This is a genomic window from Vallitalea sediminicola (assembly GCF_054408565.1).
Map to the genome: position 1 here is coordinate 118,238 of NZ_BTPT01000010.1, position 26,569 is coordinate 144,806.

Here is a 26,569-nt window from a genome sequence, read left to right on the forward strand (position 1 = left end):
TATCATTTTTATACCCTTTGATTTTATTATGTAAGTTCTCTGTCTGTGATATCGTAATATCTAAGTGTTCAGAGATGCCTTGCTTCCATTACCTTAACGCCTTTTTGATCTTCCAACTTCTTGCATTCATTCGTCTTTGCCAGAAATTACTGTATTGTCCTTCTGCTTCTATAAGCTCATCATGAGTCCCGTTTTGAATAAGTTTACCTTCATCAATTACAAGTATTTGATCAGCATTTTTTATAGTAGATAATCTATGAGCAATTACAACAAGAGTTTTATCTTTTACAAGTTCATTTATTGCCATTTGTATATGTTTTTCGTTATCAGGATCAACGCTTGCTGTCGCTTCATCTAGAAGTATTATAGGTGCATCTTTAAGTATTGCTCTTGCAATAGAAATACGCTGTTTTTCACCTCCTGATAATGTAGATCCACCTTCACCGACTAATGTATCGTATCCATTTTCAAGCTCCATGATAAAGTCATGGCATCTTGCTCTTTTACACACTTCTATCACTTCTTCCATAGTAGCTTCTTGTTTGCCAAATTTTATATTGTTTAAAATTGTATCATTAAACAAATACACATTTTGGAACACCATACTAATATTTTCAAGAAGACTGTCACAGGTCATTTCCTTAACATCAACGCCCCCTACTAATACCTCTCCTTTTTGTACATCCCAAAATCTTGCAATAAGATTAGCTATTGTAGTTTTACCACAACCTGATGCTCCAACTAAGGCCGTCATACTATTTTCTGGTATCTTGAAACTAATATCCTTTAGTATTTCTTTATTTTCATAAGCAAAGGTCACATTTTTAAACTCTATATCAAATTTATTAAGTTTAATATTTTTACCATCTTCATCTATGATTTCTATATTTTTTATAGCTTCATATCTATCAAGAGCAGCTTCCATAATTCTAATGGGTGCACTCAATGTACCCAAAGCTTTAATTGGTAAATAAAGCTGAAAAATAAATATAACCATCATAAGCATTCCCTGCATATTTAAAGTTCCATTAAGGCAAAAGCTGGTAGCAAAGAATATGGTAAGCGCTATTCCTAAAGCAAACCAAGTATCATAAATAAAATTCGGTGGAATGAATTTCATTTCATATTTTATTGAATTATCTCTTTGTTTTTTGAAAGCCTTTTTTGTAGCTTTTGATTTATCTCCACTCATATTAAATGCCTTTATAACAGATATTCCCTGAACATACTCAAGAACAGCAGAAACAAGCTCTGATATCGTTTTCTGTCTTGTATATGATTGTTCTTTACTAATAGTTTGAATTTTATTTAGTGTAATCATTGCTAAAATAGTGATTACAATATTTATCAAAGCTATACGATAATCTAATATTATAAGAAAAGCACATCCAATAGCCATAGATATATACCCATTTACAACTTTATCAATTACATTCATGGCCTCCATCTCAATAAAGATAAGATCAGTTGTAATTACCGCAGAAACACTACCCATATTATCTTCACTAAAAAAACCCATTGGGAATCTTTTGAATCTATCACCAATTTTTATTCTTTCTCTTTCAAATATATGATAACCCGTAGCACTTTGAAAGACTAAAACAAGGCGTCTAAATACATATTGAAGTATTATACCAATTAAGACAATGCCTCCACTTATCCATACATCATTTATATTTATGGTTTCGTCAACAATTTTACTTAAAATATAAAACATTCCAAAAATCGGCATATTCACAAATATGCCTTCGAAAAAACTAAAAACAAAAGCAATCTTTATTTTACCTGCAAATTCATCAGCAAGTTTTAACAACCTTCTAATAATATTAAGCATTATATACCCCCTCTTTTACACTAATATCCCATTCCATAGCTTGGGTATTAGCATCCCACATTGAATGATAAATATCTGATTTTAGTAGTAATTCATCATGAGTACCTTGAGCTGATATCTCACCATTGTCCATCAAAATGATATTATTTGAATCTACAATTGTGGATAATCTATGGGCTATTACAATTAAAGTTTTTCCGTCAATCAGACCATTTAATGCATCTTGTATCTTTTCTTCATTTTCGGGGTCAGTAAAAGCAGTTGCCTCATCAAGGATTATAATCGGAGCATCTTTAATCAAAGCTCTGGCAATGGATATTCTTTGCTTTTGTCCTCCTGATAGCTTATTACCTGTATCTCCTACAGAAGTATCGTATCCATTTTCAAGCTTCATAATAAAATCGTGACACTGAGCAAGTTTTGATACATTTATTACCTCTTCATCTGACGCATCAGGTCTTCCCGTTCGAATATTTTCCATAATTGAAGTATTAAAAAGATAAATATCTTGCGAAACATAACTAATTAGATTCATCAAATTCTCAAAAGAAATTTCCTTTATATTTACATCTCCAATTTTAATCTCACCACTTTTTACATCCCAAAATCTTACTATTAGCTTTGCTATAGTTGATTTCCCGGAACCAGATGTTCCAACAAGAGCCGTAACAGTGTTTTCTTCTGCTTGAAAGTTTACATCCTTTAACACATCTTTTTCATCATAAGCAAAAGTTACATTATTAAATGTAATATTGCGACTTTTAGGTATTGAACTATTATTACTTTCTACCAATTCTTCATTATTGAATACTTTATCTATTACTTTGCTTTTTTCCATTATGACTTTAAATACTCTAACAAATTCTGTTAATTTATTAAGAGGAGTACCCAGTCCCATGGATAGTAGCATACATAAAATATATGTGCTTAGAGTAAGAGTACCCTGAATATAAAATAATGCTCCAAAAGGCAGTACAAATAAAACGGTACAAGGTACAATAACAGAGACAGCAGACATATACTTCCAAGATTCTTTATACCATCCAAGAACAAATTTTTTATAACCTTTAACTGAATTAGTGTACTTTTTGAAAGAAGAGGTTGTTTGATTAAATATTTTTATTACTTCCATTCCATTAATATACTCAATTACATTAGCATTCATCTCTCTAGATGATTTGATTTGCAAAGCCATTTTTTTTTCAAAACCCCTCATCATTAAAGAATACATAATCATTGCAATCGGAATATTTGCTAACGATAACAATGCCATTCGAAAATCAAGTACAAATAAATACCCTACTACAGCTACAGGTACTACAATATTAGATATTCCTTCAGGTATCATATGTGCTAAAGCTACCTCCATATCTTCTATAATATCTACAAAAATATTTTTAAACTCCCCTGCACTTTTCTTATTTATTTCTCCCATCTGCATTTTTATCATTTTATCTGCCATTTTTACTCTCATTCCCATAAGAGTATCGTAAGTTGCTTCATGGGAAGCTGTCAAAGCCTTGAAGTACATAAATGATTTAGCAACTAAACAAATTAAAATAAGTACCGATATTATTAAAATATAACTTACAGTTGTCGAAACATCTCCTATAAACCTCATAATAATGTTGTATACTAAGTAATAAGGTATCATTCCAAAGAAAACACCTAAAATAGCAAGTATAATAGATGCATATACTTTGTTTTTATAGTCTTTTGCATAAGCAAAAACTTTTTTTATTTCTCTCATTTTTTCACCTGACCTTTAAGTATTATAATATTAAGGACTGTCTTGATGAACTTTGACAGCCCTTAACTTTATTTATAAACAACTTGATTATTTTACATTATTTAGCATGAACATTTGAGGTTTTTCAGCAAAGAAATATTCTTCTATCTTATCATTGTTATATATAACAATTTCTTTTCTAAATGAAATTGGAATCATTGCAACTTCATTATGTAATGTGCTCAGTACATACTCATAAGAATCATCAATTTGCTTTTCATCATTTGAAGATATTATTTTTTCAATGTTTCCAATTATCTCGGATTTCATTGAAAGCCCTTGTATCACCATACTTTCCGGATAAGGACCAATCATAGAAGTCATGCATAAATAAGGTTCAAAAATAACAAATACCGTAATATCAAACTTGCCCTCCATACAATTAGCATACCAAGTCATCAGTTCGCTTCCAGCTACTTCACAATTAATCCCAACTTCTTTTAAATATCCCTGTACTGCATAGGTAATTTCTTTATTAAAAGCAAAACCTGATGCATAAGTTAGACTAAGATTCAACTCATCTCCATCTTTTTGTCTAAATTTACTACCTTCAATCTTTAACCATCCTGCTTCATCTAATAACTTATTCGCCTTTTCTACATCATATTTATAAGGTTCTATATCAACTTTACAATAAGGAAGTTCCTCATCAAACAAAGTATCAGACTTATCCTCCAATCCATATAAAAGAGAATCAACTATTTCTTCTTTATTAATAGCATGTGCAATCGCCTTTCTTATTTTTACATCTCCTAATTTCTCGGAAGTAGTATTTACAAACATATTTCTTGTCCTAGATACTGTTTCAGATATTTGAGCAGTAAACCTATCATCATTTTTGATTTCATTTACTGCGTCATAAGATAGAAAATCTGTCCCTAAAATCATATCGATCTCACCAGATTTTAATGCTAATATTCTTGCATCAATATCTGGAATTATCTTTAAAACAATTTTCTTATAACTAGGTTTTTCTCCCCAATAATTATCATTTCTAACAAATGTATAATACTTATTAGCCTCATATTCACTATAAATATATGGACCGGTTCCTATGCTTCCTTCAATTATTGTTGGTTCAATACTCTCTATGGTATCGGGTGACACCATTGACAATGGTAAATAAGAACTAAAATCATATAATGTTGCATAAAAAGGAGTTGTCAATGATAGTTTGACAGTATATTCATCTATAACCTCTACACTTTTAAAGTTACGTACAATTCCTAAGTAAACATATCTAGGATTTGGTATAATAAGCTCTATATTCTTTTTCACTACTTCTGCATTAAAAGGTGTACCATCTGTGAATTGCACTCCTTTTTTTAGTTTAAATGTATATTCCTTACCGTCTGGACTTATTTCCCAGCTTTCAGCTAGATTAGGTTTTATTTTACCATTATCACATTTTACAAGAGTATCATAAGCTAATGATAATGCTGCTTCTTGATTACCAATAGTATTAATAGGATTTAATCCCTCAATATCTACCCCATACCCTATAACAAGCTCTTCATACTCCTTATTTTCATTGCTACTTATATTTTCTATCCCATTAGTTGTAACTGTATTACCTTTACTTTCTTCCTGCGATATATCACTTGAACAACCACTTAACATTAGTGTAAATACTAGCATTAATGATAATGCTATTGTTATTGTTTTCCTCATATCTTTTCTCCTTTAAATTTAATGTATTTTAACCCAAATAAGGTTAGTTGTTTTTTTAATTACAAACCCAAAATCCTTCCGTTTACCATCTTATAAATAATATCTGATGTAGCATTTGCAACTTCCATATCATGGGTTATCATTAAATATGTACACCCTATTTTCTTTTGTAAATCTGTAAGAAGCATTAAAATTTCTCGCTTTGTTTCCATATCAAGACCACTAACCGATTCATCAAAAATAATAAATTCAGAATTGCAAGCTATAGCTCTTGCAATACAAACTCTTTTTTGTTGTCCTCCACTTAATTCATCTGGGCATCTTTTTAGTACGCTTGTATCAAGTCCTACTATTTTAATTAATTTGTTGATTTTTTTCTTGCATTCTTCATTATCTAATTGTTCATAATTATCTATTGGCTCTTTTATGGATTTATATATACTCCATCTTGGATTTAAAGAGCTATAAGCATCTTGGAATACAATTTGTAAATCTTTTTGTATTTTTTTAAATTCTCTTTTTTTCATAAAGTGTATATCTTGACCATTGTAAATAACGCTTCCTTTATCAGGTTTCTCCATTCCACATATAATTCGAGATAATGTACTTTTCCCACAGCCACTTTTACCTACAAGGCTATAGCAATGTCCTTTTTCAAGATTTAATGATACTCCTTTTAATACTTCATCATCATAGCTTTTATATATATTTGATATTTCTAACATGCTTTTACCTTTTCCTTAAAATCCATTTTTTCTTCTAACAATGCTTTGGTATATTGCTCATTAGGGTTTTTAATTAATTTTTCCTTTGTACCTTGTTCTATGATTTTTCCATTTTTTAGTACTACTATTTCATCTGAAATGTTTTTTATAATCTCATTTTCGTGAGTAATATACATAATTGAAATACCAAATTTATTTTTTAGTTTTAATATTTCTTGTATTATAATATCTCTCGTGTCTACATCAAGAGCTGTTGTTGGCTCATCGGCTATTAATATTTTAGGTTTTAATGATAAAGTTATTGCTATTACAACTCTTTGTAACATACCACCACTTAATTCATAAGGATAACTTTTCATTACTCTTTCTACGTTTTCAAAGTTCATTAATAAAAGGGCATCAAATGCCATGTTATATGCTGTTTTTTTATTTATTTTATAGTGAAATTTCAGTGTTTCTATCATCTGATTTCCTATTTTGGTAAGAGGATTTAACGAAGTCATTGGATTTTGTAATATTACACTTATTTTTTCACCTCTTACTTTTTGCATTTGCTTTTCACTATAGGTTATAATATCTTCACCGTCTAAAAGAATTTTGCCCGAAAGATTAAATTTGTTCCCATTTAAAAGTTTTAGTATAGCTTTTGTTGTTATAGATTTACCACTGCCGCTTTCTCCAACTATTCCTAATATGGTGTTTTCTTTTAATGAAAAGGATATGTTATCTATTAATTTGTTACCATTTTTAAGGGTGACATCTAAATTTTTTACTTCTAATATTTTCATAACTTTCTCCTTATATTTCATATCTTTCTCTTATTCCTTCAGCTAATAGGTTAAATGCAAAGACTGTAAAAAATATGCAAATACCTGGATAAATCATCATTTGCATATCAGAAAAAATATATCCCTTAGCTTCTCCTATCATATTCCCCCATTCTGGAACATCATTGCCTAATCCTATTCCCAAAAATGAAAATCCAGATATCATTAGTATTAATCCACCTATTTGAAGACTGAAAAACACTATAATATTTGGTATAATGCTAGGAAGAATATGTTTTGTTATTATTTTAATGTTAGATGAACCGGCTATTTTAGCTGATTTAATATGCAATTTTCTATTTTCAATTTGAACCTGGGTTCTTATAGTTTTTGTAGATATAGCCCATGAGCCTAAAATAAGCGAAGCAATTAAAGTTATTTTGCTTCCTCCCATTATTCCAATTAATGCCATTACATATATAAATGGAGGAAATGACATAAATATATCAAATAATCCTGTAAGGATTTTATCTGTTAATCCACCATAATACCCTGATATAACACCCATCGTTATCCCAATAAAAGCTGAGATTAAAGTAACTACTATTACAACTGAAAATGTATTGTATCCACCATAGATAAGTCTTGAGAGTATACATCTTCCAAGTTGGTCTGTGCCTAGAGGATATTCTTTACTGGGATTTTCAAATCGATAGCTTATGTTATTTAAGTTTGGATCATTAGGTACTAATATCTCTGAGAAAATTATAATAACAAGAATTATTCCAATCATAATACTTCCAATGATTATTTTTTTGTTAACAGACTTCTTTAAAAACATTCTGCATTCTTTCCTTTCAATTTACTTAACCTTTATCTTTCATCAGTTGCTTATTAAACTTAACATTAACTATATCTGAAATAATACTACAAATACTAAATATTACTGCTGATAGCAAAACGTAAAAGACAACTACTTTAAAATCACGACCTATCACTGCATTTATCATATATAACCCCATACCAGGCCATGTGAAAACAGTTTCAACTATAGCAGAACCTATTATTAAATAAGCGAAATTTTGAAAGAATATGGGAATCAAAGGCTGAATTGCATTTTTAAGAACATGTTTATATATAACTATTCTTTTGGGCAAACCTCTTGCTCTCGAATAAAGGACATAGTCTTTATTCATATTATCTAAGATACTATTCCTTACTAACCTTATGTACTGAGCTGTAGGAATAATAGACATCGTTATAGAAGGTAATATTAGACATCTAAAATTCACCTTGCTTACAACGGGTATTATATTTAATTTTATGGCAAAGAAACATAGTAACAGAAAACCTACCCAGAAATTAGGCACGGATATTCCTGATAATGTTATGAATCGTATTATCTTATCAAATACTCCATCTTTATATATGGCACATAAAACTCCTATAAGTATACCTACTATTAAAGCAAACAATGTAGATGTTATTACAAGTAAAAAAGTTGGTCCTATAATATCCTTTATATCATCTAAAACTTTATTGCCTGTAATAAGAGATGTCCCAAAGTCACTATGCATTATATTACTTAACCAGTTTCTATACTGTATTATTATAGGATCGTTTAACCCTATTTCTTCTCTCATGTCTTCAACTTGCTGATTTGTTGCCATCATACAAGTTCTTCTTACATAACTTTCAGCAGGGTCAATTCGTGATATATTTGCTAAAACAAATGCCATTATTGTTACTATGAATAGTACGAATATTTTGCTGATAATCTTTTTTAATATATATTTAACCATAGTATCCCTCTGAGTAAAGTATTTTTGATATTGATATTCGTTATCATTTTAACTAACCACTTTATTATTTAACCATTTTTTCGTTTTAATGTAAATCTTCAAAAAGACTAAATGTTGTTCATTTAGTCTTTTTGAAAAAGTAATAATTTGTTGCCTATATATTTTAAATTGCATAAAAAAAACCATAATATACATTATGGTAAATTTGACTTTAATAATTGTTTTTCATATCAATTTATAAATTAACGAGATAACTACTTGAATATTTCACTTTAATTTTTCTATATTCAGTTGGTGTCATATTATAAGTTTTTTTAAATGCTTTTATGAACATGGCTACCTCACGATATCCTACAATCAAAGCAATTTCATAAACTCGATAATCTGTTTCAAGGAGTAATTCTCTTGCTTTTTGCATTCTACATTTTTTTTTATAAGAATATATTGTATCTCCACACAAATCCTTAAAACAAGTTTTTAAGGATGTAGCACTTATTTTTTCCTTTTTAGCTAAATCTTCTATAGTAAAATTTTTATTGTAGTTTTCATCTATAATGTTATGAATTCTCTCAACTTTTTCAACTAGACTTTTGGTATAGTATTTTCCCTTTTTATTTTTATAATCTTCATAGTTGTTTATTTCCAATAACAAAAGCTCAATAGCTCGAAGTTTAATTAATTCCACGTTATCACATTTTATGTATTTGTATATTTCATTTAAAATACATATAGCCTCGTCATCGAATTTTATTATTAAAAAATCTTTTCTCCTAGAAAGTTTATCATAGTATTTATTTATTTTTTCTTTTGATACTCCAAATATCTTTTCAACCGAATTAGTAATTTCATTTAAATAACAAAATATATTAATACTTTTATATGTTTTGCCTTTATAATCAAGATCTAAAAAACAACTTTTCCCAGCACCATATGCACTATTCCCTTTTTGAGCAAAGGCAACCTTATCATTTTTAAAATTACATTTCCATTCGCCATCTATACAATACTCAATTGATATAATATTATCACAATAATTGCTTTTTATATCATTTTTAATTATATCTTTAAATTTAAAATCACTATAATTCAAGTACATACCTTCTATAATTTTATACATTATAATTGTTCCATTGCCATATTCAGGCAAAATATTATATATTGTTTTATCTTGGATTGTTTTTTCTTCCTTTGAAAGCTTCCTAAGAAAAAACTCCTTTTTTATGTCATTCATATAGACAAAGCCCCCAATAAGTCGAATCCATAATAATAGTGATTATCATTATTATTGTATCTTTTAACTATAAATTTGTCAATATAAACAAAACCAATTAGAATCACCGAAATGGTAACCAAAAGAATTGCAATTCCCATATAGTAATAACTTAACATACTAACCAATCCAAGTTTATTTTATTTACTATAATATTCTATGAGTAATTATTTTGTTAAAAAGGTTAATACAAAAGTAGAAAATTAAATCCATCTATAATCATTGGAGATTTGTTGTGAGGAAAAGGTTTTGGGGTATTTAAAAAAGAGTCCTTGGTTTAAGGACTCCTGGTTACGATATAGCATTACCCTTTCACACCGGTTTTAATAGTATTTATAATCAAATCCACATCTCTTTTCATAACTTCTTCTAGTTCTTCAACAGAATAATTCAAATCTAATTTTCTTATGAAGGCAAGATTATATCCATCAATTATATACTCTAATATTTTTAGTATATTTCCCATATTTTCTTTATACTGAGACCAATCAATATCTTCTAATAAATATAGTTGATATTTTTTAATAAGGTCTTTACTTATTAATATGACATCTTCATGACAAGGTGATGCTAAGTCATAAAAAGCATTCATCATTACACGATATTCTAATTCATGATTTTTATAATAATCAAATCCACAATCTAATAATGCATTAAGTCTATCAAAAAAACATCTTATACTCATATCAACATTCTTTGATTGATATTCTATAATATCCTTCATTATTAGGCTTAATATGTATAGATACAAATCTCTTTTGTCTTCGATATACTTAAATAACCCTCCTTTAGATATTTTCGCCTCAGCAATAATGCTGTTCAATGATGTATTATCGTAAGTATTCTTTGCAAATTCCTTTATACATGAGTTAATAAGATTCAATTTCTTTTCTTCTGATAATCTATAAAAAGTATCTTTCAATATTCTCCTCCTCTAGAGACCACTCGCTCTCTATTATATCATTACCCTTTTTAACTATTGTCAATCAACCTTGCATTATATATTATACATAAAACAAAACGTAATTACCACAATTATGCTTTTGTATCAAGTCTTTAATTTTATATAGTTGACATAGTAAAAAAGAAATGTTACACTTTTAGAAACCGTTCGGTCTCTAAAAATAGTCAAAAATTACACTTATAGTGACCCTTGCTTGAAGACATAAATACAACTAATTTTCAGTGGAATGTTGTGGACACAATAAATACTACTAAATGGATTATTGAAACAGGTATTTATATTAAAAGGAGGGTAATTTATGTTTTATAATGCGAAGAATAAGAGCATAGCAGTAGGTAGTAACAATATGAGTTATTGTGTTTTTGGGAAAGGAGAGGTGCCACTGGTACTTATACCTGGATTAGGATTTACTTCTGTAGAAGGTCAAGCTGTACAGTTAGCTTTTAAATTTAAGGATTTAGCAAAAAAATTCAAAGTATATATTTTTAGTAGAATAGATAATCTACCCGAAGGCTATACAACAAGAGATATGGCGGAAAATCAGAATTATGTTATGGAAAAATTAAATATTAAAAATGTAATAATTTATGGTATATCTATGGGGGGAATGGTAGCTCAGCAATTGGCAATTAACCATCCTGATAAGGTGAAAAAACTAATAATATCAGTAACAATTTCAAAACCCAATGATACACTTCTTTCGTCAATTACTAGGTGGGTAAAAATGGCTAGGTTAAATCAATATAAAGAACTTATTATAGATCTAAATGAAAATGTTTATTCTGAGAAAGCTCTTAGAAAAAAGAGAAGGATGTATCCAATATTAACGAGGATGGGGAAGCCTACATCTATGGATTTTTTTATAAAACAAGCCAGTGCTTGTCTTTCTCAGAATATATATGAACAGCTAGATAGTATAAAATGTGATACCTTAGTTATTGGTGCAGATAATGATAAGATCGTTGGTAAAAATTCTTCTGAGGAAATAGCCGAAAGGATAGAAAGAAGTAAGCTTATTATATATGAAGGGGGTCATAGTATAGTTGAAGAGGTAAAGGAATATAATGAAACCTTGATGGGATTTCTGCTAAGAGATTAATATTTTTATTGTATTGCAACTCAATGTTTTAATGATGTTAACTATTTCTTTTCTTGTCTAGAAGGGCAACTTGATTATCATCTAGAAATAATGATGGAGATAGAAGCTGAATATCGTTCTTATATTGATTACGATTATTATTAATAAGCACTAGAAAATCCTGAATTCAGGATTTTCTAGTGCTATATCCTTTTCAGGTCTTTTTTACGTAATTTTCACTATTTTTACTAAAGAATAAAAATCACAAAACTGCTTAAATAATATTAAAAACAAGGGTTTCGACGACATATGATGGTGTAAAGTTAGGGATAAAATTTTATTATATTTATAGACATATTTAATGCCAACCAAATTATAATCTTTATCTTTTATTATCTGTCCACTCATTTTCTTCTAGAAACACATCAAAATCATCTTTTTCATGTATCTCTATACGATGTTTATTATACTTTTCATATTCTTTTTGAGCCAATTTTTTTGCTACCTCATGAGATATACTTCCTGCATTTGTTAAAATCTCATGTTCATTGAATATTAAAAAACCGTTCAATTTTTCTTCCCAATTCTTCATATGCATTGGATTTCTTCTTTCTGCTTGATCTTCCGCATAATCCAAATACATTGTAACAATTCTATTCAATGACTTTAGTTCTTTTTCCGTTAGATAATTCTTAGCAACAGTAACATCAGTCTTTCTAACCTTTTCCCCCTTCCAAGTAGTTAGTCCCATATTATCTTTTGTTGCATCTGCTCTTGTTTCAATCAACTCAGCTGCAGTGTGCCCGTGAATGGCAAAATGTAATTTATTTTGAACCGTTGCAAAGAAAGTCTTTGCTTCCTCTGATTTTGGATTATAGTCTATAGCCAACGAATAGATATCTGTTATTTTCTTATAAAATCTTTTTTCGGAAGCTCTAATATCTCTAATACGCTCAAGTAACTCATCAAAATAGTCATCACCAATATTTTTCATACCTTTAAGTCGTTCATCATCCATTGTAAAACCTTTAACCAAATACTCATTTAATCTTTCTGTTGCCCATCTTCTAAACTGAGTACCTCTATTTGAGCGAACTCGGTAACCTATAGCGATAATCATTTCAAGATTATAGTGTTTAGTATTCCTCTTAACCTGTCTAGGACCTTCATTTTGAACTTGTAAGTAATTCTTACAAGTTGTCATTTTTTCTAGTTCATCTTCATCATAAATATTCTTTATATGTAGTGTGATATTCTGCGATGTAGTTTGATAAAGCTCTGCAATGGCTTTCTGATTCATCCATACTGTTTCATTTTCCAACCTAACATCAATTTTTGTTTTGCCATCTTCCATCTGATAAATTAAGATATCTGTTTTATTATCCATAAACTTACTCCTTTTATTTAATCTGTTTTATATATTTTGAATAAGATAATCTATTACTGGAATTCCTATTATTATTTATTACAATTTTAGGTATGTGGCTTGTATTTTATTTTATTATACTGCATAAGTAATGATTCAACCACATAATTCTATTACAAACTTTTTTAAATGCAAAATTCCGCTTTAAATTTCTTAAAGTGGAATTTTTTTCTGCAGAATATATTAATTTCATTGTCATATTGTCCTAATCTACCAGCAATTTCATTTTTGTTCAATTAGGATAAATTTTGTTGTAGTATGATGGTGTCAAGTTAGGACAAAATTTATAATAACTCCATTAATACATAATATTTACTCTCCGTTAAAATAGTCTGTATCAATACGTTTGATATAATATGTATTTTCAATGGATACACCTAAATTATGTTCAACCATAAGTGATGCTAAGAATTTGCCATCAATTAATACAATTTTACAAGCATGTTGCTTGCTTACATATGCTTTAGCTTCTTTAGTAAAACTTGCTGTTGTTATAAATGCACCTTTAGATGCACCTTGTCCAGTCAATGCACCAACAAATTTTTGCAGTTCAGGTCTACCAACTGTTTTTTCTGTATCCCAACGTTTCGCTTGAATATAAATTTTATCAAAGCCTAGTTTATCTTCTTTAATGACACCATCAATACCTTCATCACCAGATTTCCCAAGAACTTGACTGTTTTCTACTTTGCTGCCACCATAGCCCATTGAGACCAACAAATCTACAACTAATTTTTCAAAGAAGTAAGGTGATTGATTCATAACTTCTGTCAGCAAATCATCCACTAAAGTATTAGAAATGGTCTTATAGGCTCTGTCTAGTAAGTCTTGTGGTGACTCGTCACTTCCTATATCTGAAACATCATCATCAAGCGGTGTGTCATCAGAGGTGCTATTTACAAAATCTCGAAATCCCTCAAACTTTTTTAGATAATTTTGATCCACGACCTCAGGATTTTCAGTCAGTACCCTATGTCCAAGTTCAGTAATTCTAAAACTTGCTCTTGCTGTTGACTCAATGACTTTAGCTTTTTTCAAATAAGTCAGTGCCCATCCTATTCGATTTTTATAAACCAACTGTTTCCCACTTGGCAACCGTTCCTCAAGTTCAGCTTCAGTTAGCTGAAACTGCATTGCCAAAACCTTATACATATCCACACGCTTGTGGACTTGATTATCTTTCAATAATTCCAACACAGGTTTCATAAATTCATGATATTTGGGTATTGCCACACACTTCACCTCCTTTAAACACTTAATCGTTCATTAATTTTATCGATAACGCCAATAATCTGCTTTGCAATATTAAGCTTGCCATCAAATAAATGCATGATATTACCTCGTTTATTGAATGGATGCTCATTGAGCACTCTTTTATCTAAGCTGCCGTTTTTAACGATATAATTAGCGACCAACTTCACAAATTCCATTTGATTCAAATTAAGACTTTCATCAGACAAAAATTCTGAGAACACTTCATTGGCAGTCAGTGGATCTAATCCAACGATTTTACTTACCAATTTTAACAGTGGTTCATCACCGAATTCTTTTACGTAGTCTTCTCTTGTGCCTAGGTCTTGCCATAATATTTTCTCAAGATACTTAATGTCTTCTTCTGTTAATGGTTTATTACTTCGTAGTTTATAGATCACCAAATCGTTTCGATGCTCCATCAGGTACTTATTGACCTTTTTACGATAAGATTGCATATCATTAACAGAATATTCCCCTAGATTCTCTCTTGTCTCCATAATTTCATCAGTGAAGTTTGTATAATAAATATCATCAGATTTACTATCAAGAAATTTAATTAAATCTCTCAATGCTTCACGGACTTCTTCATGATCAAAAATATCTGCTTCTTCCCAGTATTCATTAGTCTGAACCCTATAGATTAAATCTTCCTGCTGTTTCACCTTTTCAATGGTACCTTTCAACATAAGTTTTTCAGTTGTACTTACTACACGATTCTTGGGTTTGGATGCTGGTACTCGCTTTAAATCTGCATATTCAATTGTGTACATTAAGTAATCAAAACGCTTAGCCAATTCATCATCATCTATCGCTGGAATAAGTGGTGCTATATATTCTTCAAGTTCTCTGATATCTGCATCTAAAAGGCTTTTAAAAGCACTTTCTTGATTGAATTTATGGATATATTGAAGTTTCATTCTGGCATTGAATTTACTTTCATCAATCCCTTTAATCTCTTTCAATATCCCTTCTATCAAAGAATTTCTATGTTCAATATATTCATCTGTTTGATAATCTAAAATCTGCAATTCTTTTATTATACCCACACGGATATTGAAAAGATTCTCCGTCAAAGATTTCATCATCTTAGCTTCTTTCCCGTTTTTATTAGTTCTAAAAAACTCAAAATTGCCACAGTAATCAAATATTCTAAAGCCTTCTTTATCAATGCCAACACCATATAAATCTTCACATAGACGTGTACCACGTCCAATCATTTGCCAGAACTTAGTTTTAGAACGTACTTTCTTGAAGAAGACAAGATTCAGTATCTCTGGAATATCAATCCCCGTATCAAGCATATCAACAGACACTGCTATCTGTGGTAATCTCGTCTTCACTTCAAAATCATCCATTGTACTTTCCACATAATTGATACCAGTATAAACAGGTTTAGCAAAGTTACCACGGTACTCTGGATAGAGACTATTAAAACGTTTCACGATAAAATCTGCATGTTTTTTATTTTTTGCAAATATGATGGTCTTTCCCAGTTTATCGCCACCTTCAACTTTTAGCCCTTTCTCCATTAGCTCCTGAAGTACTGTATCTATGGTATTATCATTGAACAGAAATGAGTTTAAAGCTTCGCCACTGATATCTTTGACATCATCGTCAAAGGTTTCTTCGAACTGCTCTTTCTCCTCATCTGTCAGATCATCATAATGAATTCCTTCCTCCAGAAACTTCATTTTGGTTTCTATAGTGTGATAAGGCACTAGATAACCATCTTCAATTGCTTCACCTAGCTCATAAGCATAGGTTGGCACATTGTTTTCCAGCTCAAATATTGAGTAAGTGTTTTTATCTAGATCATTCTTTGGTGTTGCTGTAAGTCCTAAAAGAATGGCATCAAAATAATTGAAAATATCCTGATATTTCTTATAGATACTTCTGTGACTCTCATCTATAATAATCAAATCAAAATGACCACTGGTGAATAACTTTTCATTATGTTTATTCTTAATATCGTCAATAGCATTCATCATTGTCGGATACGTAGAAAATACCATTCTACTCTCAGGATTATCTTTACTGTCTAATAGATTGCATAATGACAGTTCAGGTAAATGCATTTTAAAATTCTTCTTCGCCTGTTTTACAAGAGCAGTTCGATCCGCAAGGAACAGTATGTTTTTAACCCAACTTCTTTTTATAAGCACATCAACAATTGATATAGCTGTTCTTGTTTTTCCTGAACCTGTTGCCATAACAAGTAACGCTTTACGATTCCCTTTTTCTAAAGTATCACATACCGCTGTAATAGCCATCTTCTGATAGTGACGATTGGTTATATCATCGTTGATTGCAGGCTCTTTCAATGACGCTTTGTTATCTCGTTTAAAGTGAAGCCATTCCAGTTCTTCTTTGGTATATATGCCTGACACTAAACGCTCAGGATAGTTGGCATCATCCCACAAATAATATTCAAATCCATTAGTATAGAAAATAACTGGTCTGACTTTATACTGCTTTTCCAAACAATCTGCATAACGCTGTGCTTGTATCTGTCCTACACGAGGATTAACACTGGTTTTCTTCGCTTCAATCACAGCCAGCGGCTTACCATTGTCACCAAACAAGACATAATCTACAAACCCTATTCCTGCTTGATTCGGCATACCTTCCACTTCAACTTCTTCAAGACAGTCCTTACCGATTACCCATCCATTCAGCTCTATCTCAAGATCAATGTACATCTTTCGAGTCTTAAATTCAGAAATTTCATCGACTTTGAACTCACGATTCTTCTTATTGTCAACACGTTTCATCGCATTAACTCGTCTTAGTTCTTCGTTCTCTTTAATAATTTCTTCAAGTTTACGATCTTTAGTACCAAGACGATCATACAGATCTTTCAACTCATCTCTTGTTTTTCTTTCTTTTTCATTATCTCCAAGTAGGCTTTCATCAAAGAAAATTTCTTCATACTCATCTGAGTAACAGTAATCAATCCAAGTAATGAATTCAAATAGGTTATGTAGAGTAAGAACCGCCTGTTCTCTTGTAATTGGCGTTGCTGAATGCACCGCTTTATTACCAAGCTTTTGAATGTAAGTAATCATTGGAAACAATTTCGTATCAATAATACCTTTAAACTTATAATCATGAATAAGTGATGCTAGATTGTCCTGATAAGGCGCATCCAGTACACGGTCATAAGAAAATACCCACTTTACAGCCAATTCTAAGGCTCTACGAGCAAGAATCGCTGTACTGGCATAGGAAACCACCAAGCTCTTTTCAGCTTCGATACAGGCATATGTAAAGTCTTTATATTTTTCTTCTTTTTTTAGGAAATCAAAGTTGTAGCACATGGTATTCCCCCTTTAAATTCTATAATGCTTCTAAGTAGCTTTTTTAATAAATTTATGATCTTGCATTTTGTTTGATCTACATCTTTCTATTTCAGCATTTTTTGCCGTATCAAAATCAATATTGTAAATACCAACTGCCTCAGAAACATTTGACATCCAACCACTAAGATTTATTTCGGCAAAATTTTTAATTCTATCTTTTATATCAAACACTTCATTCCACGTCTCAATTTCTTCTTGAGATCTTAAGCTATTAATTTCTATATTTTCAATAACACCTGATTTAATATTAAATACAGGTTCACAATCATTATCTTCTTTTGAAAACGGATAAAACACTTTTCCAAAGTCTCTAGGATTCTTGTCTCCTTTGTAAGTTGAATTGCATGTATGACAAATTGGATAAAGGTTCTCTCTTAGCAAAGAGACAAATGGATATTTTGATCTTGGTAAATAATGGTCAAAAGCTTCTCTAAACTTATCTTTCGATGTTAACATAGTTCCTAATCCACAGAACGGACAGACATATTCAACTGATTTATCATAAAATTCTTCATAATAATCCTTTAGAGTACCTACTGTTTCTATATGTCCTTTAAGCTTTAACAAATTATTGTATAGATAATCTTGAATGGTTTTCAGGGCATTTATACATCTTATAAATTCTGAACTCGCACCTAATAACATAACTTCATATGTTACTGGCTCAACTACTAAATTACACACTTTTTTAACTTGAATATTATTAATATAGGCATTCTTTAGCTTTTCCTTTTCATCTTGTTTACTTAACTGAAATGCTTGCTTAAAGTTTTCAAAGTCTTCCTTTAGCTTGATGCCATTCACCCAAGTTGGATAATCAAATTCATCATTTGTAAATATTCTCATAAAAACACCATTTATTTCATTTATGAGTGATTCCAGTTTATCACTGTTAAATTCATTGTAAAAGTACCACATCTATATCATCCTCTTTTGAATCTCTATAATCAACATTAAGCGTTCCGAAGAATCACCTAACGTGTGTTCAATATCTGTTTTCAACGACTCTAATTCTTGCCTATTTGTTGTTTGATCTATTTGCTTTCTGAACTCTTCTATTTTCTGTTTAGCCAATTCTGCCACAGTATTCCTTTTATCAAATAAGTTTGCACTAATCATATTAGGATTCGCACCAAACGTCTCTAGTTGTAGATTATATTGCATACCATGTTTCATGCTAACAACACTTGTTCTTCGTAAATCTGTTATAACTTCAGGATTATGTGATGAAAATATAACCTGTGACATCGGATCAAGCAACGATTTTACTTTCGACACAAACAAAGACTTCCAACTTGGATTAAAATGTGTCTCCGGCTCATCTAATAAAAACAATATATTACTTCCATAAAAAATGTTAAGAATACTAATCAATTGCAATACTTGATACTCTCCATCTGAAAAGTCTCGTAATTTCAGTTCAGAACCACTTTCCGTTTTTAGGGTCATTTCAAGTAATTCAAACACCCTAGAGTTCGCAATGTTCCAATCAACTAGAGATTTTTTATTATGCTCATCACCATATATAATTCTATTTCGAGTTCTTTTCTTAATCTTATAAATATTATAATCACAAAGCCTTTGTAATCCTTCAAAAAAGGCTAATAGTGACATCTGCTCTCTTTCTTTCACCTCAGGCGCTATGAACTTATAATACTCAAATCCATTCTCATTAACATGAACTGTATGGCTAAAACTCAGGATCTCATTCAATAAATACGATGCCTTCTCATCAAAATAAATATCCTCACCATATATATCCTTTTTATCCAGTCTTACTTTAAAAGAATTTACGAAAGACTTCTCAAAAAATTGTGATACCATGTTCTGATTACCAGATTCAAATAGAAACGATGTAAGAATTGCCAACTTGCTAGTGGTGTCATCAAAATAATAAAATAGTTCATTATACCGATCGAGAATCCCCTTATTAATAACTTCACCACAATTGTTTTTCTTAATTTTCTGAACATCTTTTTCTGTCAATGAATAGAGCTTATAGTTGATTATGTTATCACTAACACCTTCATTATGCCCTGAAGAATATACCACAATCTTTCTAGGAAAAAAAACATAATACATATTGATGTTTTTTATCTCAAATTCATCGATTCCATTTGAAATTAACATTTTGAAATGCTGCGTTCGATTTTCTAGCTTAATCTGAACATCTTTCACAACTTCCCATTCTCCACCTATTCCAATCAAAACACTATCAATCATATGATCTTTTTCTAAAGAATAAATAACTTCATAATCTATATCGTCAGAATAACTTTCATGAGTTATTTGCTTACTGGCTTCAACAAATATTTTAGAGATTAATTCAAGAAGAATGGATTTTCCACTACCGTTAATACCAACAATTCCTAGGGTGGAGTCATCGCCAAAAACAAACTCTTGATCCTGCTTGAAGATTTTATAATCACTCAGTAATTTTATTTTTTTCAGTCTCATAATTCCACCTCGTTAGAATCAATGCAGTTCTCCGCTAAATGCTTTTTGCATAATACTTTTTAAACAATTTTCTAATTTATATAACGATTCTTTAAGTAAATTATTCTTTTTCCTAATATGATTCAATTTACTAGAAAACTTTAATTGCACTTCGTAATCAGGCACAATAATATCCAAATTATTGAGCTTTGCTTTTGAAATATTAACCATTGATTTAGCACTGCCACTAGCCATCATTTTTATACGTTGCTTAAATGTATGGTTGTTAAATAATGCCCATAGAAAGGTTTTATCTATTTCAGAAAGTGTGTTTATCCGAAAAATAATGTCAGGCATCATAAGTTTACCTCTTGTTTCAAAAACGTAACAACAATCACCAACTAATTCAGGTGTATTTTTTCTAGTTAATAAAAGATCACCCTTTTTTATCTCTAAATTAACCCTTGGTTCAACACCCTTAGGTAACTCTTTGTTCTGCTCCTCATTATACATTCCACCTGTAACTGCACTAAGCTTCAATACTCCCCACTCGTTATTTGGCGCTTTATTATTCAAGCACTTTGGACTCCAGCCCGAATCAATACTTATAACATGTTTATCTAGTTTATCGACTTTCCACCTCATTGGATTAATAATCGGATCACCAAACATCTCATAAAACACCGACTGAATCAACTCATCTATTAGCCTAATTTGCTCTTTTCTTGCATCAATAAGTCCCTGAGCCTTGTCCAAAGCTTCAACGATTTTCTTTTGCGCTTCGAGTGGAGGTACTGGGATACTTATTTGCTTTAGCTTTTTCTTATTTAATGTTAGTCCCATAACAGCACGATCTGTATTATCTGATAACCGTAGAGTTTGCAATGCATAATACAAGTATTTATTATACAGCTTACTTTCATCAAGAATATGAAACGCTGCTATAGCTTCATTGGTATACATATCCTTACCAACAATAGCTACTTTCCCTACTGACAGCTTAAAACTCATAATTACAGTATTTTTAGGAACTAACTTGATCCCAGTCTCACTGATAGCTTTCGAAGTAATTTTTTCATTAGTATCAAAGATATATTTTTCTTTCATATCTCTAATTGAAACCCAGTTCACACCTGTTCCCCAATAAGTCATTTCATTACGTGAAGGTGTTTTTCCAATTTCAACATTGCATAATTTTGTAATATTAATTAGCTTCATCCTACACCATCCTCTCAATGTCATTTAGACCATCAAGAATTTGTTTTTCCAATTCTTTAATTCTTTGAATAATAACCTTTGGTGCTTCATATTCCACTTCATCATATTCAATTTCTTTATATCTGTTGATGGATAAGTTATAATCATTCTTTACAATTTCCTCTTTAGGAACAAAGAATGACTTCTCTGTACGCTTTCTATCCTTCTCATTTTCTAAGTTATGGTAACGACTAATGATATCAGGTATGTCATTCTCATCCACTGCTTGTCGCTTGTCATCAAGAGACAAGCCATCTGCCTTCATATCATAGAACCATACTTTATCTGTACCACCTGCACCAGTCTTTGTGAAGATCATAATTGCGGTAGAAACCCCTGCATAAGGCTTAAACACACCACTAGGCATAGAAATAATGGCTTGTAGCTGATGGTTTTCAACAATTTCTTTACGAATGGATTTATGTGCATTGGAACTACCAAATAGTACACCATCCGGTACGATCGAAGCACATCTACCACCTTTTTTGAGCGTTCTTAAGAACAGAGCTAAGAATAAAAGCTCTGTTTTTTTAGTTTTAGTCACTTTCAAAAGATCAGCCGATACACTGTCATAATCCAGTGATCCTTTAAATGGCGGATTGGCAAGAACTAATGTATATTTTTCTTTATCTATATTGGTTTCTGATAAGGAATCTCTATATTCAATATTCGGTCTTTCTACACCATGAAGCATCATGTTCATAGCACCAATACGAAGCATGGTTCTGTCCATGTCATTACCAAAGAACATATCCTTGTGATAATGATCTTTCAACTTTTTAATGGTAAACATGTCTTCATTATTTCTTTTTAGGTATTCCCCTGCTTCTACAAGGAAACCTGCTGAACCTGCGGCTGGATCAACAATAATATCTGTTGGGGTTGGTTGCATTAAATCCACCATCATTTTGATGATGTGTCTTGGTGTTCTAAACTGTCCATTTGTACCTGCTGTTGCCACCTTAGATAGCAAATACTCGTATAAATCCCCTTTGGTATCATCAGTTGTACTACCTTCTTTAATTGGTAATACATCAATATTCGTCACAATCTTTTCTAGCATCTGTGGTGTTGGAATCATAAAAATTGCATCATCCATGTATTTAGCAAAGGCTGATTTTTTGATTTTTTTCTTATCATTTTCTTTATAAATACCTTCTTCTTTTTCCTTAACATCATTTTTACCATCTAACTGTTTTATAAAAGGGAACACCTTTTTTGACATTGTCTCATACATGTTTACTGCATCAAGTTGCTTAAAGTTCTTCCACCTTAAATGCTGTTGTTCGTCAATAAAGAAGCTAGTCTCAATTTCGATCCCAAGAAACTCTGCATTCTTCTCTAAATCAGTTTGCTTGTCATCAATTCCTTTTATAAATAAAAGGTAGGTAAACTGCTCAATAACAGACAGTGGATTAGTAATACCACCTGTCCAGAATATCTCCCATATTTTATCTACCTTGCTTCTTAATTCACCTGTAATCATTATAATCCTCCCTTGGCTTCATCTATTTCAATCTAGTAGTCCAGTAAATGCTTAATTAATGTTTCATCCAGACCTTTTTCCTTGCAAAAATTATATAGCGCTTTCTTTGCCAGCATATTGGGACTGTTTTTACCATTTTCCCACCTATTAACCGTGGCAAAACTAACGTGTAGTTCTCTTGCCAGTTGTTCCTGACTCATATTCAGTTGAGTTCTAATTTCTTTTACTATTTGGGCAAAATTCATTTCACATACCTCCAGTACGTCACTTTCTATTATAACAAATGTTATAACACATATACAAGTCTGATCTAAATAAGATTCTATATGCTTTGTTAACCAAACTCATCCCCAAACCTGAACCGAACCTCTATCCTGTCCACCGAATACACCATTACCCCTTCAACAAAAGCATCATATAATGCCTTGGTTAACGTATTTGACCCATAAAATGCTTTAGCTATCTTTGCTTCGTCTGATTCCTCATAAACCAGTTCCTTCTCTATAATTTCTCTTAACTCAACTGTCTTCTTTTCGATTTCAGCTATTTTAGAATTAATCTCATCCGATCTATCAATAAACTCCACCTTTGAAATCTGATTCATCTTATAATCTTCATAGCTAGCCATCTTATCACTTTTTAACTTCACTATCTTTTTCTTATGTTTTTTAATTGAACCTTCTAATTTTAACTTCTCATTTCCCTTGACTTGTACACTACTTTTTTTAAGTTCATCATACGAGATCAATACCTCCATATGCTTCTTAATCAGTTCAAAAACGATATCCTGTAATTCATCAATAAATACCCTCTCATGAAAGCAGTTATTCTCACCAGAATACCAGTTATTGATACAAAAGAATTTCGGTCTTTTCTTTGCTGTACGGTGTAATTTGGAGTTACAACCACCACATCTTACATTGGATAAAATATGCTGTTTTCTAATACTTGATTGTTTTGATTTGACTAAATATCTGTCTTTTCTGCGTTCCATAACTTTATCAAAATCAGCTTGGGAGATTACAGGCTTATGTGTATCTTCAATAATAATCCAGTCTTCTTTCTTTTTATATTCACATTTTGCAGAACCAACCTTTGTGACACCTCTTCTATTACTGATTAACTTACCTGTATACCTTTCTTCTTTTAGAATTCTATCGATGTAGTCTCTTTTCCAAAACATCTTTTCAACAGAATCACTGTTAATGGTACATGAACCATAATTGCTACCCATGCTTTTTTTATATTGTAATGGGGTTAGTACATTCTCATCATTTAGAATTCTCGCTATATCTGTCATACCAGTACCATCAAGATATAGTTTATATATTCGTTTTACAACCTTTGATGCTACTGGGTCAATAATCAATTTATGTTTCTCCTTCTTATTCTTAAAGTAGCCGTAAAAAGCATAAGCACTAATGAACTTGCCTTGTCTTTTTAGAGAATGATGGGCTGACTTTACTTTCTTTGATATGTCTTTTGCATATAGATCATTAATTAGGTTTTTGAAAGGGATTTCAATTCCCATCGTTGTGCCTACATTTTTATCACTGTCATACTCATCATTGATGGCAATAACGCGAACTCCAAGGAAGGGAAATATCTGTTCAAGATAATTCCCCATCTCAAGGTAGTTCCTTCCAAGTCGTGATAAATCTTTTACAATGATGCAGCTGATGTATCCTTTTTTTGTTTGCTCCAACAACTTTGTCATACTGGGTCTGTTGAAGGTTGTCCCTGAATAACCATCATCAACATATTCAATAACCTTTGCAGAGGATAATTCAGGACTATTATTGATATAATCACTGAGCAAAACTCTCTGATGTTTTACACTATTGCTTTCGCCAATGTTTTGATCATCTCCTGATAAACGTATGTAGGTTGCTATGGTATACATTTTTTTATTCATGAATACCACCACCAATCTCATTTTCTACATGATTCTTATAACGCTCATTATCCACTTGAGCTTTATTAAATAATGCTTCTGTCATAATGGGCTCATGCTTGTTCTTGACTATCATCCAGTCTTCTTTCGGTATATATTTTATCTTGTTACTACCGCATGAAATCACCTTCACAACGCCCTGTACCATATGACCAAGATAAACTTGTTTGGTCAGCATAGCGTATAGGGTAGATTCTTTCCATAATATATCCTTATATCTCTTGCTCTTAACTTCTCCTTTTAGGTATCTATGTCTCATGGGAGATGGTACATTCTCATCATTAAGTCTTCTCGTAATATCTTTTACTGATTGTCCATCTGCTCTCCAAGTAAAAATATTTTTTATGATGGGAGCTGTTTCTTCATCTATAATAAGTTGATAGCTATTATGAGGATTTTTTCTATAACCATAAGGAGCATAAGTACCTATGAAATTTCCTTTTTGTTGTTGAAGCTTCTTTTGCGAGCAAACTTTCTTTGATAAATCTTTTGAATAGGCTGCATTGACCAAGTTTTTAAGAGCTATCATGAGTCCTGCATTGGTATCTGTATCTGTATCTGCACTATCATAGCTATCATTGATGGATATGAAGCGTACACCCATAAAGGGAAATATTTGCTCAATATAATGACCTGTTTCTACAAAGTTCCGTCCTAGGCGTGATAGGTCTTTGACAATGATACAATTGACTTTTCCCTTTCTAACTGCATTTATCATAGCTTTAAAGGCAGGTCGTTCAAAGTTTGTTCCTGTCATGCCATTATCAGTGTATATTTTATAAAGATGTAGATCAATGTGCATAGCTAGATAATTCATTAATAAGGTCTTTTGAACGTCTATACTGTTACTACCGATATTACCGTTATCTTCATTGGATAGTCTTACGTAAAGCGCCGTTTGATAGATTTTGATTTTGGGGTTCTCTATAAGGTTCTGCTTGTTACTTGCCTTTCTACTTATTCTGGCCATTTAAACCACCTCCGATAAAGATGTGCTTTCCAGTTCTTTATTGGATATGGATTTAATATAGCTCAGTGTTTTTTCAAAAGCATCTTGGTATTTAAATTGAATCTCGATTCTGTTCTCCTCGTATATTTTCACTTGATCAATCAGCGTAACCATTAAATCTCTTGATAAAACATCTGCTGTTTGATATTGTTTGAATCGTCTAATCCACTTATTTTCGGGAGAAATGGTGTTTTTATAATGTCCTAACTCATGATGAAGATTGTCTAAGATAGCCTTTGTTTCGCCACTTCGTTCTTCATAAATATGTTTCATATCTGAATAATCGTCTTTTTTAATTAGACCGTCTGTATAGTCTTCGTAAATGCTTACTTTAAAGCGATTTATTTTATCAATTTCTCCTTCATTCTTTACTATTAGTTCTTGTATTTTGATAATTTCACGGTTCTGAACGGAACTGACATCAATAGTTGATAATATATTTTCCATTGATAAGATAATGTCTATATGTGTAAATGTCAACATCAAAA

At 31.1% G+C, this 26,569-nt stretch carries 19 protein-coding genes and 2 pseudogenes; 1 reads left to right on the forward strand and 20 read right to left on the reverse strand.

The features are described 5' to 3' along the window. Window positions 1-88 precede the first annotated feature (88 nt). The 9 genes from ACX6CF_RS04915 to ACX6CF_RS04955 form a co-directional block, all read right to left on the reverse strand. Complete coding sequence (locus tag ACX6CF_RS04915) at window positions 89-1,834, reverse strand: ABC transporter ATP-binding protein (RefSeq protein ID WP_458784187.1); 1,746 nt, start codon at window positions 1,832-1,834, stop codon at window positions 89-91. Then, window positions 1,827-3,584, reverse strand: a complete 1,758-nt coding sequence (locus tag ACX6CF_RS04920) for an ABC transporter ATP-binding protein (RefSeq protein WP_458784188.1) — start codon at window positions 3,582-3,584, stop codon at window positions 1,827-1,829. Before ACX6CF_RS04920 ends, ACX6CF_RS04915 begins: the two co-directional genes overlap by 8 nt. An 87-nt stretch (window positions 3,585-3,671) precedes the next feature. Beyond that, entirely contained in the window at window positions 3,672-5,294 is a 1,623-nt protein-coding gene (gene nikA, locus ACX6CF_RS04925; protein WP_458784189.1) for a nickel ABC transporter substrate-binding protein, read from the reverse strand. A 59-nt stretch (window positions 5,295-5,353) separates the two neighbouring features. Next, entirely contained in the window at window positions 5,354-6,019 is a 666-nt protein-coding gene (locus tag ACX6CF_RS04930) for an ABC transporter ATP-binding protein (RefSeq protein WP_458784190.1), read from the reverse strand. After that, window positions 6,013-6,807 carry an ABC transporter ATP-binding protein gene (locus ACX6CF_RS04935; RefSeq protein ID WP_458784191.1) on the reverse strand — a complete coding sequence of 265 codons (795 nt, stop codon included), beginning with the start codon at window positions 6,805-6,807 and terminating at the stop codon, window positions 6,013-6,015. The genes ACX6CF_RS04930 and ACX6CF_RS04935 overlap by 7 nt, the downstream gene beginning before the upstream one ends. 10 nt (window positions 6,808-6,817) lie before the next feature. Continuing rightward, window positions 6,818-7,627 carry an ABC transporter permease gene (locus ACX6CF_RS04940; protein ID WP_458784192.1) on the reverse strand — a complete coding sequence of 270 codons (810 nt, stop codon included), beginning with the start codon at window positions 7,625-7,627 and terminating at the stop codon, window positions 6,818-6,820. Window positions 7,628-7,652: 25 nt separating this feature from the next. Then, entirely contained in the window at window positions 7,653-8,588 is a 936-nt protein-coding gene (locus ACX6CF_RS04945; RefSeq protein WP_458784193.1) for an ABC transporter permease, read from the reverse strand. Between the two features lie 235 nt (window positions 8,589-8,823). Then, window positions 8,824-9,819: a helix-turn-helix domain-containing protein gene (locus tag ACX6CF_RS04950; protein WP_458784194.1), complete on the reverse strand. Its 996-nt coding sequence runs from the start codon at window positions 9,817-9,819 to the stop codon at window positions 8,824-8,826. Window positions 9,820-10,162: 343 nt separating this feature from the next. Beyond that, a complete protein-coding gene (locus ACX6CF_RS04955; protein ID WP_458784195.1) occupies window positions 10,163-10,780 on the reverse strand; it encodes a TetR/AcrR family transcriptional regulator in 618 nt (205 codons plus the stop codon). A 340-nt stretch (window positions 10,781-11,120) separates the two neighbouring features. On the opposite strand from ACX6CF_RS04955, the gene ACX6CF_RS04960 reads away from it, so the two are divergent. Continuing rightward, entirely contained in the window at window positions 11,121-11,921 is an 801-nt protein-coding gene (locus ACX6CF_RS04960; protein ID WP_458784196.1) for an alpha/beta fold hydrolase, read from the forward strand. A gap of 361 nt (window positions 11,922-12,282) precedes the next feature. Here ACX6CF_RS04960 and ACX6CF_RS04965 read toward each other — a convergent pair whose 3' ends face one another. From ACX6CF_RS04965 to ACX6CF_RS05015, 11 genes and pseudogenes are all read right to left on the reverse strand, one after another. Then, on the reverse strand, window positions 12,283-13,287 hold the full coding sequence (locus ACX6CF_RS04965; protein WP_458784197.1) for a virulence RhuM family protein: 1,005 nt from the start codon (window positions 13,285-13,287) through the stop codon (window positions 12,283-12,285). A gap of 351 nt (window positions 13,288-13,638) precedes the next feature. Further along, window positions 13,639-14,568, reverse strand: coding sequence for a restriction endonuclease (locus ACX6CF_RS04970; protein ID WP_458784198.1), 930 nt, complete (start codon window positions 14,566-14,568; stop codon window positions 13,639-13,641). Window positions 14,569-14,573: 5 nt separating this feature from the next. Continuing rightward, window positions 14,574-17,897 carry a DEAD/DEAH box helicase family protein gene (locus ACX6CF_RS04975; RefSeq protein ID WP_458784199.1) on the reverse strand — a complete coding sequence of 1,108 codons (3,324 nt, stop codon included), beginning with the start codon at window positions 17,895-17,897 and terminating at the stop codon, window positions 14,574-14,576. Window positions 17,898-17,927: 30 nt separating this feature from the next. Continuing rightward, on the reverse strand, window positions 17,928-18,857 hold the full coding sequence (locus ACX6CF_RS04980) for a hypothetical protein (protein WP_458784200.1): 930 nt from the start codon (window positions 18,855-18,857) through the stop codon (window positions 17,928-17,930). Further along, a complete protein-coding gene (locus ACX6CF_RS04985; RefSeq protein WP_458784201.1) occupies window positions 18,858-20,396 on the reverse strand; it encodes an AAA family ATPase in 1,539 nt (512 codons plus the stop codon). It abuts the gene before it with no gap. A gap of 708 nt (window positions 20,397-21,104) precedes the next feature. Beyond that, window positions 21,105-21,617, reverse strand: a pseudogene (locus tag ACX6CF_RS04990) (restriction endonuclease subunit S); the annotation flags it as partial. Further along, window positions 21,595-23,118, reverse strand: coding sequence for a class I SAM-dependent DNA methyltransferase (locus ACX6CF_RS04995; protein WP_458784202.1), 1,524 nt, complete (start codon window positions 23,116-23,118; stop codon window positions 21,595-21,597). The gene ACX6CF_RS04995 and the pseudogene ACX6CF_RS04990, both read right to left, overlap by 23 nt. A 32-nt stretch (window positions 23,119-23,150) precedes the next feature. Beyond that, window positions 23,151-23,363, reverse strand: coding sequence for a helix-turn-helix domain-containing protein (locus tag ACX6CF_RS05000; RefSeq protein ID WP_458784203.1), 213 nt, complete (start codon window positions 23,361-23,363; stop codon window positions 23,151-23,153). An 89-nt stretch (window positions 23,364-23,452) separates the two neighbouring features. Continuing rightward, complete coding sequence (locus tag ACX6CF_RS05005; RefSeq protein WP_458784204.1) at window positions 23,453-25,033, reverse strand: recombinase family protein; 1,581 nt, start codon at window positions 25,031-25,033, stop codon at window positions 23,453-23,455. After that, complete coding sequence (locus tag ACX6CF_RS05010; protein WP_458784205.1) at window positions 25,026-26,042, reverse strand: recombinase family protein; 1,017 nt, start codon at window positions 26,040-26,042, stop codon at window positions 25,026-25,028. Before ACX6CF_RS05010 ends, ACX6CF_RS05005 begins: the two co-directional genes overlap by 8 nt. Continuing rightward, a pseudogene (locus ACX6CF_RS05015) lies at window positions 26,043-26,569 on the reverse strand (hypothetical protein); the annotation flags it as partial.